Origin of the sequence: Bradyrhizobium australafricanum, assembly GCF_020329495.1 — a bacterium.
In the GTDB taxonomy this organism is placed as follows: Bacteria; Pseudomonadota; Alphaproteobacteria; order Rhizobiales; family Xanthobacteraceae; genus Bradyrhizobium; species Bradyrhizobium australafricanum.
The window spans coordinates 1-13,648 of the sequence record NZ_JAGKJL010000115.1 but is presented as its reverse complement, the minus strand read 5'-3'; the positions used below and the strand labels follow the sequence as shown (position 1 = coordinate 13,648).

Annotated in this window: 17 protein-coding genes; 7 read left to right on the top strand and 10 right to left on the bottom strand. The window is 63.7% G+C overall.

Annotation, left to right across the window (positions count from 1 at the left end):
* Positions 1-94: 94 nt before the first annotated feature.
* Positions 95-1,069 carry a magnesium transporter CorA family protein gene (locus J6525_RS44415; protein WP_225649373.1) on the bottom strand — a complete coding sequence of 325 codons (975 nt, stop codon included), beginning with the start codon at positions 1,067-1,069 and terminating at the stop codon, positions 95-97.
* Between the two features lie 90 nt (positions 1,070-1,159).
* A complete protein-coding gene (locus J6525_RS44410; protein ID WP_225649372.1) occupies positions 1,160-2,092 on the bottom strand; it encodes a transcriptional regulator GcvA in 933 nt (310 codons plus the stop codon).
* A 240-nt stretch (positions 2,093-2,332) separates the two neighbouring features.
* On the opposite strand from J6525_RS44410, the gene J6525_RS47170 reads away from it, so the two are divergent.
* The 3 genes from J6525_RS47170 (at position 2,333) to J6525_RS44400 (ending at position 3,585) form a co-directional block, all read left to right on the top strand.
* Entirely contained in the window at positions 2,333-2,458 is a 126-nt protein-coding gene (locus J6525_RS47170; protein ID WP_283848693.1) for a DUF1127 domain-containing protein, read from the top strand.
* 25 nt (positions 2,459-2,483) lie between these two features.
* Positions 2,484-3,173 carry a glutathione S-transferase family protein gene (locus J6525_RS44405; RefSeq protein ID WP_225649371.1) on the top strand — a complete coding sequence of 230 codons (690 nt, stop codon included), beginning with the start codon at positions 2,484-2,486 and terminating at the stop codon, positions 3,171-3,173.
* A 121-nt stretch (positions 3,174-3,294) separates the two neighbouring features.
* Entirely contained in the window at positions 3,295-3,585 is a 291-nt protein-coding gene (locus J6525_RS44400) for a hypothetical protein (protein ID WP_092088091.1), read from the top strand.
* Here J6525_RS44400 and J6525_RS44395 read toward each other — a convergent pair whose 3' ends face one another.
* The 7 genes from J6525_RS44395 to J6525_RS44365 are packed head-to-tail and all read right to left on the bottom strand — an operon-like array spanning position 3,586 to position 9,760.
* Positions 3,586-4,398 carry a hypothetical protein gene (locus J6525_RS44395; protein WP_225649370.1) on the bottom strand — a complete coding sequence of 271 codons (813 nt, stop codon included), beginning with the start codon at positions 4,396-4,398 and terminating at the stop codon, positions 3,586-3,588.
* A gap of 25 nt (positions 4,399-4,423) precedes the next feature.
* A complete protein-coding gene (locus J6525_RS44390; protein ID WP_225649369.1) occupies positions 4,424-5,869 on the bottom strand; it encodes an arsenate reductase/protein-tyrosine-phosphatase family protein in 1,446 nt (481 codons plus the stop codon).
* 23 nt (positions 5,870-5,892) lie between these two features.
* On the bottom strand, positions 5,893-6,837 hold the full coding sequence (locus tag J6525_RS44385) for a DUF1259 domain-containing protein (RefSeq protein ID WP_225649368.1): 945 nt from the start codon (positions 6,835-6,837) through the stop codon (positions 5,893-5,895).
* Positions 6,838-6,881: 44 nt separating this feature from the next.
* Positions 6,882-7,214 (bottom strand): hypothetical protein, encoded by a 333-nt coding sequence (locus tag J6525_RS44380; RefSeq protein WP_225649367.1) that lies wholly within the window; start codon positions 7,212-7,214, stop codon positions 6,882-6,884.
* Positions 7,215-7,261: 47 nt separating this feature from the next.
* Positions 7,262-7,495, bottom strand: coding sequence for a hypothetical protein (locus J6525_RS44375; RefSeq protein WP_225649366.1), 234 nt, complete (start codon positions 7,493-7,495; stop codon positions 7,262-7,264).
* 58 nt (positions 7,496-7,553) lie between these two features.
* Positions 7,554-8,945, bottom strand: coding sequence for a chromate efflux transporter (chrA, locus tag J6525_RS44370; protein ID WP_225649365.1), 1,392 nt, complete (start codon positions 8,943-8,945; stop codon positions 7,554-7,556).
* The gene (locus J6525_RS44365; protein ID WP_225164497.1) at positions 8,942-9,760 is read right to left on the bottom strand and encodes a chromate resistance protein ChrB domain-containing protein; all 819 of its coding nucleotides are present in this window, start codon (positions 9,758-9,760) and stop codon (positions 8,942-8,944) included. The genes chrA and J6525_RS44365 overlap by 4 nt, the downstream gene beginning before the upstream one ends.
* 343 nt (positions 9,761-10,103) lie before the next feature.
* On the opposite strand from J6525_RS44365, the gene J6525_RS44360 reads away from it, so the two are divergent.
* The 4 genes from J6525_RS44360 to J6525_RS44345 all read left to right on the top strand — a co-directional run bounded on the left by J6525_RS44360 (position 10,104) and on the right by J6525_RS44345 (position 13,173).
* Positions 10,104-10,460, top strand: a complete 357-nt coding sequence (locus J6525_RS44360; protein WP_225164498.1) for a hypothetical protein — start codon at positions 10,104-10,106, stop codon at positions 10,458-10,460.
* A 97-nt stretch (positions 10,461-10,557) separates the two neighbouring features.
* Complete coding sequence (locus tag J6525_RS44355; protein ID WP_016847064.1) at positions 10,558-10,836, top strand: metal/formaldehyde-sensitive transcriptional repressor; 279 nt, start codon at positions 10,558-10,560, stop codon at positions 10,834-10,836.
* Positions 10,837-10,841: 5 nt separating this feature from the next.
* Entirely contained in the window at positions 10,842-11,918 is a 1,077-nt protein-coding gene (locus J6525_RS44350; RefSeq protein ID WP_225649364.1) for a nickel/cobalt efflux transporter, read from the top strand.
* Between the two features lie 166 nt (positions 11,919-12,084).
* A complete protein-coding gene (locus J6525_RS44345; RefSeq protein ID WP_225649363.1) occupies positions 12,085-13,173 on the top strand; it encodes a Cj0069 family protein in 1,089 nt (362 codons plus the stop codon).
* 148 nt (positions 13,174-13,321) lie between these two features.
* Here J6525_RS44345 and J6525_RS44340 read toward each other — a convergent pair.
* Positions 13,322-13,648, bottom strand: a 327-nt coding sequence (locus J6525_RS44340; RefSeq protein WP_225649362.1) for an integrase core domain-containing protein, incomplete at its 5' end; no start/stop codon positions are given.

Below are 13,648 nucleotides of genomic sequence, written 5' to 3'. Positions count from 1 at the left end.
GCGCCACAGGGGCGGGTGGGGCAGCTTCAGATTTATAGACGCGCAGGCAGGTTCTCAACGCGGATAACGCGGCGACGTTTCAACTTCGCTTGTTTTAATCGAACCAGCCGTGCCGCTTGAACCAGAGCACCGGCAGGATGCCGCTGGCGATGATCGCGGCCCAGGCCAAGGGATAGCCGAAGGTCCAGCTCAGCTCCGGCATCTCCTTGAAATTCATGCCCCAGACCCCGACCAGGATGGTCGGGGGAACGCCGACCACCGACACGATGGTCAGGATCTTGAACAGGTCGTTCTGCTGGATGTTGATGAAGCCGAGCACGGCGTCCAGCAGCAGCTGGATCTTGTCCGACAGCCGGGTCTCGTAGTCGCCGAGCGAGACGACGTCCTTGGTGACAGCCTCGAGCCGGCGCTTCGATGCCGACGTGATCCATTCATTGCCGACGTCATCGGCGAAGCTCGCGACCCGGCCGACGCCGAGCAGCACGTCGCGCGCCTTCGCCAGGCGATCGGCGAGCTCGCCGATGTTCTCCAGCGCCTCGCGCAACCTGCGGCTGGAGCGCACCGGACGCTTGCTCCGCACCAGGCCGCCCTTGAAGACGCCCCGCGACAGCCTGTCGGTCTTGGCGCCGAGATGCTCCAGCACGTCGGCGCCGCGATCGATCATGGCCTCGAGCAGCGCGGTGAACACGCACATGCCGTTCTGCAGGCTCTTGTCAGTGCCGATCCGCTTCATGACGTCGTCGAACGTGGTCAGCTGCGCGAACCGCACCGTGACCAGCACCTTTGGGCCGATCACGAAACCGATATTGGTGATCTCGGCTTCGTTGTTGTCGTCGAGCCGCACCGCCGGCGAGCTCAGATAGAGCCGGTCATGATCGGTGATCAGGCGGCTCGACGCCTCGATCTCGCTCAACGATCGCTCGGACGGGACGCGGATGTCGAGCGCGCGCTCGACGAACTGCTTTTCGTCCTCCGTAGGATCGAGTAGATCGATCCAGATGACCTCGGACGGCACTTCGGCGCCGATGCTCCGCCAATCAGAGGTCGCCGACCTGTACAGCTGCAGCAATGATCGGGCTCCATGCATGGTGGGTGGTGCGTCCCACGACAATCCCGAGGGCCGCAGGGCCGTTCCCTGTGTTTGGAAGCCTGCCGGCACTCACTTCAGTCGATGAGAGGTTCCGCCGAGCTTTCTAAGCCTGCGCAGGTCGCTTGCGGCCTCCGAGAGCAACCAATCGCGAAACGTCACGATCTTCGGCAGGCTTGCGGTCGCCTTCGGGCAGAGGATCCAGTAGGTCTTCGACAATGGCAGCGACTGCGGAAACGGCCGCGCCAGATGGCCGTTGATGAGGTCCCACGCCGCCAGCGTGGTGCGCGCGAGCGCAATGCCTTGCCCATTGATGGCGGCATCAATCACCATGCTGGCGCGATTGAGGACCGGGCCATGCGTGGCGGCAGCATCGTCAAGTCCCGCATCCTGAAGCCAGTTCTTCCAGTCGGCGCGACTGTCCATATGGATCAGCGGAAATTTCAGGATGTCAGCGGGGTTGTTGAGGCGCCGCTTGCCGGACAACAGCTTTGGGCTGCACACCGCAAATAGCCGCTCGGGGCTCAGCCGCACCGCGTCAAGCCCCGGCCAGTTGCCGTCGCCATGGCGCACCGCGAGATCCACTTCCTCGCGCGCGAAATCGACGTGGTGCAGCGTGGCGGAGACGCGCAGATCGATGCCGCTATGCGCCTCAACAAAGTGGCCGAGCCGGTGCACGAGCCATTTCGCGGCAAAGTCCGGTGACGTCGATACGGTCAGCACACCGGTATTCTGCCGCTGCAATAGCCGCTCGGTGCCGATGGCGATGCGGTCGAGCGCGTCGCGCACGACAGCGAGATAGTCGCGCCCGGCCTCGGTGATGATCAGGCGCTGGCGCTCGCGGTTGAAGAGCTTTATCGCGAGCTCCGCTTCCAGCGCTTTCACCTGATGGCTGACGGCGCCCTGCGTGACACAAAGCTCCTCGGCCGCGCGCGTAAAACTCTCATGGCGCGCGGCGGCCTCGAAGACCTTCAGGGCATTGAGTGGCGGCAGGCGTGGGCGCATCGCACGACTTCATGAGAAAAATTAGGGCAGGCACGAGAAACGATGCTTTGCGGGAAACCGCCCCGCACGATTATTGAACAGCTCCAGTGAAGCATTTCAAGCAATTTGGAGCCTGTCATGTCCGTCCTTTTAACCGATACACGGTCGATCCCGCCGGTGCCCGCCGCGGACCCGGCCACACCACTTCATCAATTCAGCTCAGGAACGTCGCCAGGCGCTCCGCGCCCCGGATGGTGGAGCTTGCTTGACCGGCCGTTTCAGCGCATGGCGCTACGCGAGATTGCAGACGACCCGCATCTGCTTCGCGATCTCGGCCTGACGCGCGAGCAGGCGCTGCGCGAGGCCTCCAAGCCGTTCTGGCGCTGAGACCAAATCAGAAAGGAGAAAACGGATGTCCGATCCGATCGTCTACGGTTTCCCACGCAGCAGTTTTGTCAACATCGTCCGCTTGATCCTGACGCACAAGGACGTAGCTTACCAATTCCACGACCTTGAACCGGTCATGGGCAAGCCCGATCACCTGGCGCTGCACCCGTTCAACCGCGTCCCAATTCTGAAACACGGCGATCTCACCCTCTACGAGACGAGTGCGATTGCCGCCTATGTCGACGAAGCCTTTGGCGGCGTATCGCTGACACCGAAAGACATCAAGGCGCGGGCGCGTATGAACCAGTGGATCAGCGCTGTTAACGACTATTACTACCCCTACATGATCTATCACGTGACGCATGAGCGTCTGGTTTTCCCGGAACTCGGCATCGCCCCCGACGAGAAGGTCGTGGCACATGCGCTGCCCAAGGTCGAGACCGGGCTTGCGGTGGCCGAGCGCCAGCTTGCGCACGGCAAGGATTTTTTGCTCGGGGACGAACTCTCGATTGCGGATTTCTATCTGCTGCCGAGCACGTTCGCCTTCAGCCTCACCGCCGAAGGGCAGTCGATGTATCCGAAATTCCCGGCATTCTGCCGCTGGCGGGAACGCATGGACAATCTGCCCGCAACGCAGAAGGTTCGCGCCGTCGTGCAGCGGGTGCCGATCGAACACGCGCGCGAATGGGCTACTTCGCACCGGCCGAAATATTGACTGTCACTGTTCGCGTGCAGAGCGCCCGGTTCCGACCTCCACGTGCAGCCAGAAGCCCGTTTGCTTTCGAACAAAGGCGATGACGGAGCGTTAGTGCAGAGCATGAGGAAGGGACAACACCATGAAGAATTCCATATCGGTTGCGTTCATCTCCGCGGTCGCAATGACCTTCGCGTTCGCCGGAAGCGATGCAAAAGCACAGTCTACGCCTGTCCAACAGGCCCAGCCGCCTCAGCAGTCGGAGCAAACCCGCGAGCAGGATCGCAGTCGCGCCGAGGACGTTAAGATCGGGCGTGACTGGAAGGCTCAAGGCGGCGAGAGGGACCAGGCCGGCCAGGCAATACCAGACGACGGCCATCAGACTGTCGGTCGAGACTGGCGAGCCCATCCAGAGAACCGGGACCGCCAGTAGCTATCGAGACGGAATTGGCGAGGCTTGGTGCGCGGCGTGACCTTCGAAGAAGGAAAGCGGAAAGCCGAAAGTCAATCCCGCACGTATCTCGTTTACCGGATGGCCTCCGGTGAGCGCGTGCCGGACCGCGATGTCGAAGCTGAGGTCGTCGCGCACACGATAGATCAGCCCGACCAACCCTGAGAACGTATCCTCTTTGCCAAACTCGTTCTCGTAGAATATCTCGGCGACGGGGCGCACCGTCCAGGTCATCGGTCCTTCGACAATAGCACCCACGAACACGTCGCCATGATGGTCGCGGGTGATGGCAGTCTCGGCATTCAAGTGAATGGTGCCCCAATCCCAGCGCTGCGAGACAATGCCGGCCAGGCTTACGCCAACGCCCGAATTGCCGGTACTGTCAGGAAGAAGGACGCCAAATTCGGTCGCAATGCTCGGACCGGTCTTGTCCTGCAGGCTACCGGGTACGACCACGTGCTTGAGAAACGCTCCGGCTGCAGTCAGGCTGGTCGGTCCGGGCGGAGAGAGCGACGTTTGTCCCTGGCCTTCGAAGACGGCTTCCCAACTCTCGCTCAGACCGTAGTTGAGAACCCAGGCCGGCGCGATCAGGCTTGTTCCGCTCTCATCACGCAAACGTCCGGCCGGCTGCAGCTCGACCTCCATCTCCCCCTTCTTGGCAACGGCGGCATCGGTGCCGTCGAAGGGGCGATAGGCCGAGGCGGGGTCAGACCAGGCGATCAGTCCAAGAGCGACCATGAAGCGAGGCGCAAGGCGTCTCGAACAGCTGCGAAAGCCCCGGCTGCGTTTCCACATGCGCCGTCTCCCCACAAAGTCGATCTCAAGGCAATGGCTTGAACACCCAGATTGCCGCCGGTCCGGCAGGCCCCGCGCGGACCGCAACAAACAGACGGTCCAGCTCCGGCACAAAGAGCGATGTTCGTGCGCCCGTCGCCGTCGGCAGGCGCGCGATCAGTCGATAGGCCGCTCCATCAATCTCAAATACATCGACGTATCCAGCGCCGCAGCTCACATAAATGCGTCCGCGCTTTGCATCTACAAAGAGGTCGTCGGCATCGCCGCAAGTGCCGGTGGCCGCAATCGCCTTGCCGTCGGTCGAAAAGGCTGCAAGCTGGGCTGGGCTGCGATACACCAGGAGAACGCGACTTCGTTCGTGATCGATGGCCATCGCGAAATTACCGCCCTTGTCCAGCGGCCAGCTGGTGAGTTGTTTCCCGGAAGCAACGTCCACCACCGCGACCGCTCGCGCGTCAGGCAGATTGACAAAGATGTGCCCACTATCGGGCTGAAGCTGGAAGCTTTCCGGATGTGCCTTAAGGAGTAGGCTCCGAACCTTTGTCCGGGCGGATGGGTCGACGACTGCCAGGCCACCATCGCCATAGCCGACGATGACGCGCTTGGCCGCGGCGTCGACCCGGATATTGTCGGCGTCGCTGCCGAGTTCGATTCGCCCGGTCGCCTTGTACTCGTTGGCTTCGTATAGCTGCACCGATCCGTCGCGGGCGTTGGCGACGTAGAGGGTGTCGGTCGACGGCTCATAGCCGACGCCTTGGGGTTCGCTCAATCCGGTAATGGTTCGAAGCAAACTGCGCGCAGCCAGATCGACGACGCCGACGCTGTCATTGCCGAGCTCGGCCACGAACAGTCGCTGCCGCTTCAGGTCGACCGCCAGGTGATCAATCCGACCGCGGACATCGCCGAGCAGGATCTTCGTTTCGAGCTGAAGGGGCGTCTTGTCTCCTGCTGGTTCAGTTGCCGCTGCCAGCGTCGGAATAAGGGCGTCGATGCGCCGGACGATCTGATCCCGGGCCGACCCATAATCATCGATACCCAAGGGAATGCCGGACCAGTAGGTCACGTTGGCCCGTCTGCGCCGCTCGGCGGGGAGCTGATCGAACGCCACCACCTGGTCTGCCGCGGCCATGTCGTCGATGGTCAGCTGTTGCGGCGTGTTGGCCGCCTCCAGACCGTCGAGTGCAAGGCCATCCTGCACCCTGACCGGCACCGACCGATAAAGGTCGATGCCGCGTGAGACCGCCCTGAACCGCAATCCGCGCTCCTGGGCAGCCTTGTTGAAATAGGCCGCCGCCATCTGGCTGTTCACCACGCCGTGCAGGCAGACAAAGACAACGATCTTGCCATCGTCCGCCGGCGCCGGCCGAGCCGATGTCAGCGCGATCGCAAGCACCGCGGCGACAATGCGCAGCGTCACGTGGGCACTCCTGAGCAGCGTGCGCCACATGGACATGACCGTGAGGCTGCGCATCGTTGATCCCTCCGAGGCCAGGGTCAACTTTTTGTCGTGGCCGTCTTGTCGAGCGCGGCACGCAAGCCCTTGGCGAGCTTGACGGCGTCGTCATTGGCCCAGAAATGCATGAAGAACAGGCGCGGCTGTTCGTTCAGCATGTGGCTGTGCAGCGCGGTGACGTCGATGCCGTGCGTCCGCAGCGCCATGATGACGGGGTTGACCTCGTCATTTGTCAGCACGAAATCGCCGGTGATCGCCGCCTTGCCGCCGCCGGTCGGCTGGAAGTTGATGCCGATGGCGACGCCCATCGGGCCAACCGGGCTCAACGCCATGCCCTGTTCGGTGATCGGATCGCGGCGGGGCACGTTGAACTGGTAGACGCCGCCATTGGCCTGGCCCTTGACGCCGATGATCTGATCGAGCTGCTCGGTATCGAGATCGATGGCCGGCGGCGGCGCGGCCGGCGCTGCGGCCTTGAGCGGCGTCTTGCTTTCGGCGAGTCCATCCCGGATCGCGGCGGCGATCTTGACCGGGTCACCGTGGCCGGCGACGTGCATGTAGAAGGTGGCCGGGCTCGCGCCGAGCAAATGGTTGTGCACGGCCGTGATCTGCAGGCCGTTTCCGATCATCTTCAGCATGACAGGGTTGATTTCGGATTCGAGCAGCACCAGGTCGCCCATCGCCATGACGTCGTCGTGCATGGGTTTGAAGGCGACCCAGCCGCCGAGCGCCAGCGCCGGCTTGATGGTGACGCCGTCGAGCGTCACCGCAAGATCGCTCCGCGGAAAGCCGTAGCGATGCACGTCACCGGTGACGGCGGGCTTTCTGCCCAGCGTGTCGTCGACCTTCTGCCAGTCGATCGCCTGCGCATGTGCCGACGAGACGAACGGCTCGGCGAATACCTGCCAGTCGATCTTTTGCGCGCTCCCGCCTGTGGCGAAGAGGCAGGCACCGACGCCGATCAGCGCCGAAATCGTATGTCGCATTGGATTGCTCCCTTGAACCTCTTTCGATGCTTCGGATCGTGGCTCTATTGCTTCGAGAGCCCGACAATGGTGCGGAACCCGGCGATGTTCTGCACCGCGATTTCGACGGGATCGCCGAAGCGGACGGCATTGAAGATCAGGCCGTCCTGGACCTTGAACGGTTCGATCCAGTCCGGAGATAACCGGATCAGCAGCGTGTCGTTGCGTTCATCGACACGATCGACGACGCCGCGCAGCGTCTCGCTCGCTTGCGGGTGGACCATCGCCGCCTGCATTGTCACGGCCGCGTCCTGCCGCTCATCGTGGGCGGCCGGCGCTGCCAGGGTTGCGCCCGGCCCCAGCACCGCCATGCACAGGGCCACAATTGCTCTCATCATGATTATCACTCCATCGATCGGTTGACGGCTTTCGCGCGCGCGGGAGCTCAGTCCCGCTCCTTGACCTGGCCGCTGCTGTCGATCACGAGCCGCACCGGCTTGCCGTTCTTCATCGCCTTCGCCGTCGTGCCTTCGGCCGTCGACTTGACCTCGCTGATCTCGGCGTAGCCGGCGGCGCGAAGTTTTGCGACGAGCTCGTCCTGCGTCAGGGCATGGGCCGGCATGACCGCACCCGCGATCGTGAGGGCGAGAATCAAATGAGAGAGTTTTCGTGTCTGCATGGTTGTTCTCCTGGTTGTGTTGTGCCGCCCCAGGTTCTCAAGCTGCGCGCCGTTCCGCTCAGATGATGCCGACAAGGCGCAGCAGTACGCCCGTGATGCAGGAGGCGGCGAGGACGCTGAGCATCCCCGCATTGAAGCGGAAGATCGCGATCGCGGCGGCGATCGACAGCGCCAGCGCCGGCCAGTCGAGGCTGGCAGGCACCGGCGCGTCGAACGACAGGCCTAGCCCGTGCACAGGGAATGTTTGCCGGAACAGCGTGTGCAGCGCGAACCAGATCGACAGATTGAGGATCACGCCGACCACGGCGGCGGTGATCGCCGAAAGCGCGCCCGCCAGCGCCTTGTTGCCGCGCAGCGCCTCGATGTAGGGCGCCCCGACGAAGATCCACAGGAAGCACGGCGTGAACGTCACCCAGGTCGCCAGCAAGCCGCCGAGCGTGGCGGCCAACATCGGCGACAGCCCGCTTGCCTCGCGGAACGTGGCCATGAAGCCCACGAACTGCACCACCATGATCAGCGGTCCGGGCGTGGTCTCGGCCATGCCGAGCCCGTCCAGCATCTCGCGCGGGCTGACCCAGTGATAATAGTCGGCGGCCTGTTGCGCGACATAGGCGAGCACGGCGTAGGCGCCGCCGAACGTCACCATCGCCATCTTGCTGAAGAAGATCGCGATCTGGGTGAACACGTCGCCGGGTCCGAGCGCAATCAGCAGGGCGAACACCGGCACCAGCCAGAGCGCGAGCCAGATGGCGCCGACCCGCAAAGTGCGCGATGCGTTGGGACGGACATGGTCCGGCACCGCTTCACCGAGCATGCTGTCGATCACGGCGGAATTCTTGCCACCATGCTCGATCGCCGCAAATTCGCTCCGGCCGAGACGTGCGCCCACCAGCCCTGTGACCGCGGCGGCGCCGATGATCAGCGGAAACGGCACGGCGAAGAAGAAGATCGCGACAAAGGCGATCGCCGCGAGCGCGATCATCACCCGGTTGCGCAGCGCGCGCTTGCCGACCCGCACCACGGCCTGGATGACGATGGCGAGCACCGCGGCCTTCAGGCCGAAGAACAGCGCCTCGACAAACCCGACATTGCCATACGCCGCGTAGATATAGCTGAGGCCCATGATGGCGAAGATGCCGGGCAGGATGAACAGCCCGCCCGCCACGATGCCGCCGAGCGTCCGATGCAGCAGCCAGCCGATATAGGTCGCCAGCTGCTGCGCCTCCGGCCCCGGCAGCAGCATGCAGTAATTGAGGGCGTGCAGGAAACGCCCCTCGGATATCCAGTTCTTCTCCTCGACCAGGATGCGATGCATCACCGCGATCTGGCCGGCCGGTCCGCCAAAGCTCAGGATGGCGACGCGTATCCAGACCAGCAGCGCCTCGTTGAAGGAGATGCCGTGCGCGGGTTCATGCCCGCGCGCTTTCGCTGTCGTTGCGACGTCGGTCATGGCTTCACCTTGCTGGTCGGCCAGTTGTGCGTCTCCTTGGTCGCGTCGCGGCACCATCGGTAGAAGGCGTCGTAGAGCAGCAGCCCGGCGCTCAACTGCTCGAGGTCGTCGTCGAACATGCGCGACAGGCCGAGCGAGGCGGCGAGCAGCCCGGGCGCCTCCGGCGAAAGCTCGAGCCGCGCGGTATCGGCCGCCCGCACCATCGTCGCGAGCCGCTCCAGCGCCGGCGTCGCGAGGCCGAATTCCTTGACCATCACGTCGAAGGTGCAGAGCTCGCCGCGATGACTCCAGAACACGTTCTCGATGTCGAACGGCGTGGCGTCGAACCGTTCGGCGACCGCCTCGACCTCCGCCGATGTGACGAACAGGAACACGGCCGCTGGATCGACGAAGCGGCGGATCAGCCATGGACAGGCGATGCGGTCGATCTTCGGCCGCGATCGCGTCACCCAGACGGTGCGGCCCCGCCCGTCGCGTTTCGGAATCTTGTCGGCGGGAACGGTCGGTAGCTCCGCTTCCCGCCAGCCGAGGTGGCCGCCCTCGAGAATCTCGGCCGCGATGTTGCTGCAGCGGAGCCAGGCGGCGGTGCCCTCGGAAAGCTTCTGTCCCTTCTGGCAGACCACGACCACGGACTGCCCGGTGAAACGGGAAGCCCAGTCCTGGACGTCGAGATGGGAGTAGCGGACCGCGCCCGGAATCAGGCGCGGATCGGCGGCGAAATCTTCATCGAGACGAACGTCGACGAGCGTCGGCGCCTTCGCCGTACCGATGAGACGGGACAATTTTTCTGATGAGATCGATGTGTATGACGACATGGTGCGCCCTTGGTGACAGGACGCGATTCTTGGGCATGTCGCCTCGCGGGGAGATCGCACATCCCCGTAGCCACATCAAAAACCCTGATCTCCGGGCTGTCAACCTGACTTTGCCAAATCCCGCAGCTACCGCCGATCGACAGTCACGAAAACTTCATCGCGCAGCTTGGAACAAGCATCCGTGGATCAGGCCGATGGGGTCACCTCTCCATCTCCGGCGAGTTGCGAATAGGAACATACAATTCGCTGCCGAGTTGCGCGGTGGCAGGGACCAACTCAGGTAGATGCCGACACCGCGAACGTGTCGCGCTCCCGCCTGCATTCATTGGAGCAATGCCGATTGATGGACAGTCATTATTGGCATGCGACGCCTGTTGCTCTTGTCGTTATGCTGCTCATCACAACAACCGGCGGCGCTCTCGCCCACGATCACCAGCACCCCGACTTGAATGGTTGGTACGAGGGCTTGCATAGCAGCAAGGGTCCCTGCTGCGATGGCACGGATGCGCAGCACATCGACGACGTCGACTGGGAAACCAGGAACGGCCATTATCGGGTGCGCATCGACGGCGAGTGGGTTGACGTTCCGAACGAAGCCGTCGTGCCCGGGCCGAACCTGTCCGGCCGACCCATCGTGTGGCCTTACTACATAGACGGTCATCCGAAGGCGCGCTGCTTCATGCCTGGCAGCATGGGCTGACGCCCGCCGCTGACATCCCGCCGCCATGTCTCGATGCGCGCCCCGGTTGGCCAACAGCATGGTTGACCAATATAGGGTACCCCCCTATATTACATTCATGTCGCATACCATCAAGCACAAGTCCAAGCTCGTCGGCCGGGTTCGCCGCATCAAGGGCCAGCTGGAGGCCGTCGAGCGCGCACTGGAGTCCGAGATTGGTTGTGCCGACGTGCTGATGCTGGTGGCCTCGGTTCGCGGTGCCATCAACGGGCTGACTGCGGAATTGCTCGAGGATCACATCCGCCATCATGTCGTGGATCCTGCCCGGGAAAAGGATCCCGAGAAGGCGCAGGGCGCCGCGGACCTGATCGACGTCGTTCGTACCTACTTGAAGTGAGTGCCATGACCGACCTGTCTCAGCTGCTCCAGCAGAGCAGTGCCCATGCATGGCTGTTCGTGCCCAGCGCGATCCTGCTCGGCGCACTGCACGGGCTCGAGCCCGGCCACTCCAAGACGATGATGGCGGCCTTCATCATCGCGATCCGCGGCACGGTGGTGCAGGCGGTGCTGCTCGGCCTGGCGGCGACGATCTCGCACACCGCCATCGTCTGGCTGGTCGCGCTCGCCGGGCTTCATTTCGGCCAGCAATGGTCCGGAGAACGCAGCGAAGCCTGGCTGCAACTGGCGTCGGCGGTGATCATCATCGCGATCGCGGCCTGGATGGCCTGGCGCACCTGGCGCGAGCAGGCTGCCGAACACGATCACGATCACCATCACCACCATCATCACAACGAAACGCGCCAGCTTGTCCTGGCCGGACAATCGCTGTCGCTCGAGGTCTTCGAGGACGGCGTGCCGCCGCGCTGGCGGTTGCGAAGCGAGGCTGGAGCGCTGCCGGCGGCCGGCGACGTTGACGCCGTGACGATCCGTCCCGACGGCAGCGAGCAACGCTTTCGCTTCGCCGACAGGGGTGGCTATCTGGAAAGCATCGACGAAATTCCGGAGCCGCATGCCTTCAAGGCGCGCGTCTCGGTCCGCGCGGACGTGGCGGAAGTCCTGTTCGAGGAGCATGACCATGCGCATATGAATCTCGGCGACGAGGACGACGCGCATGCGCGCGCGCACGCCGCCGACATCCGCAAGCGCTTTGCCGGACGCACCGTCACGACATGGCAGATCATCCTGTTCGGCCTGACCGGCGGGCTGATTCCGTGTCCGGCGGCGATCACCGTGCTGCTGCTCTGTCTCCAGCTCAAGCAGTTCAGCCTCGGCTTCGTGCTGGTGCTTTGTTTCGGCATCGGGCTTGCGCTTACCATGGTCTCTGCCGGCGTTGCGGCCGCGCTGAGCCTGCGTCATGTCGAACGTCATTGGGCCGGCTTCAGCCGCTTTGCCCATCGCGCCCCCTACGTGTCGGCCGCGCTGATCGTGCTCGTCGGCCTCTACACGGGCTGGCTCGGGTTGCACGGGATCACGGCCTGATCCGGGATCACGGCGTGATCCGGGATCGTGGCCAGATCCGCTTCGCTCCACTTCCATCTTGAAACCTGCGCGCGGTGGTCTAGATTTGCCTCGAGGGGACAAGGCAGACTCCCCGTGAGACCTAGGTCCAAGCTCTGCGCGACATTCACCGTCGTGGAGCTTTCACATGGACACTGAATCACACACACGTCTTCGTTCCGAAAATCGTCGTTGTAAACTCGCCATCCTGTCGCGTGGCGACGCCGCGTCGCGCCGGGAGGCGACCCCACAAAACAGCCGTTTCGTCCGCGTCTTCGAAGCGCTCGGCGCTTCGGGCATCGAGGCCGTTCCCGTCGTTTATGACGAGACATTCGCCGATGCCGTCCGCGACCAATTGCTGACGATGGACGGCGTTCTCGTCTGGGTCGATCCGATCCATCAGGGCAAGACGCGCGCCGCCCTCGATCCGCTGCTGCGCGAGGTCGCGGTGAAGGGACCATGGGTCAGCGCGCATCCCGACGTCATCCTCAAGATGGGCGTCAAGGACGTGCTGTACCGGACGCGTCACCTGGGCTGGGGCGCCGACACCCATCGATACGCCACGGTCGACGCGTTCCGCGCGGAATTTCCCGCGCGCTTGCGCGCGGCTGGTCCGCGCGTGCTCAAGCAGAACCGCGGCAATGGCGGGCAGGGCGTCTGGAAGGTGGAAACGGTGCCGAAGACCGACGCGACGATTCGCGTGCTGCATGCGCTGCGCGGCAGCCAGCCGGAGGAGATGCCGCTGGAGGACTTCATGGCGCGCTGCGAGCAATATTTCGGCTGGGGCGGCTGCATCATCGATCAGGCATTCCAGCCGCGCCTGCCCGAGGGCATGATCCGTTGCTATGTCAGCGCAGCGAAGGTCGCGGGCTTCGGGCACCAATTGATCAAGGCCCTGATCCCGCCGCCCCCGCAAGGTCCGGATTCTCCAGAGGCCCAGCCCGGACCGCGCATCATGCACGGCCCCGATGCCCCGCAATTCCAGGCGCTGCGAAGGCTGATGGAGGACGAATGGATCCCGCAAATGATGGCCGCGCTGACGATCGGTGAGACGTCGCTGCCGGTGATCTGGGATGCTGATTTCCTCTACGGCCCACGCGATGCTGATGGCGCCGACACCTACGTGCTCTGCGAGATCAACGCGAGCTCGTGCTTCGCGATTCCCGACGAAGCGCCGGCGGCGATCGCGCAGACGGTCAGGGATCGCATCGGTCGGAACATGGCGAGCGTGAAGTGAGCACGCCCTGCAGGCTTCCTCTTTCTACCCATTGCTCGGGGCCCATGGGTGCGATCGGCACCCGGCTTTCCCTGCGCCCTCCGTTCAAGAGAGGGCGGAGCGAAAGACAAAGCTCGGACAAATCATGTCGCGAGAACGCGGAAGTGTGTCACAGACGACGCCACACATTCGGTGTCCTCCCTGCGAAAGTGTTTGGTCCCGTATGATTGGCGAGGGCCCGCATTGGGGCCTGGTAGCGGAGGCATTTGAGCCTGGTTCGATTGTAGTCGTGGACGAATTTGGCGATGAAGGTGTCTCGATCGGCGTGATCGATGAAGGTCCGCCGGGCGCTGCCACGCTTTGTTTCGCGGCCAATGGCTTCGGCGATGCGCCGGTTGAAACGTTCGACGAGTCCGTTGGTCTGCGGATGGTAGGGCTTGGTCAGGCGATGCTGGATGCCGCACTGTCGGCAGAGTTGATCAAAGGGGTGGTCGCC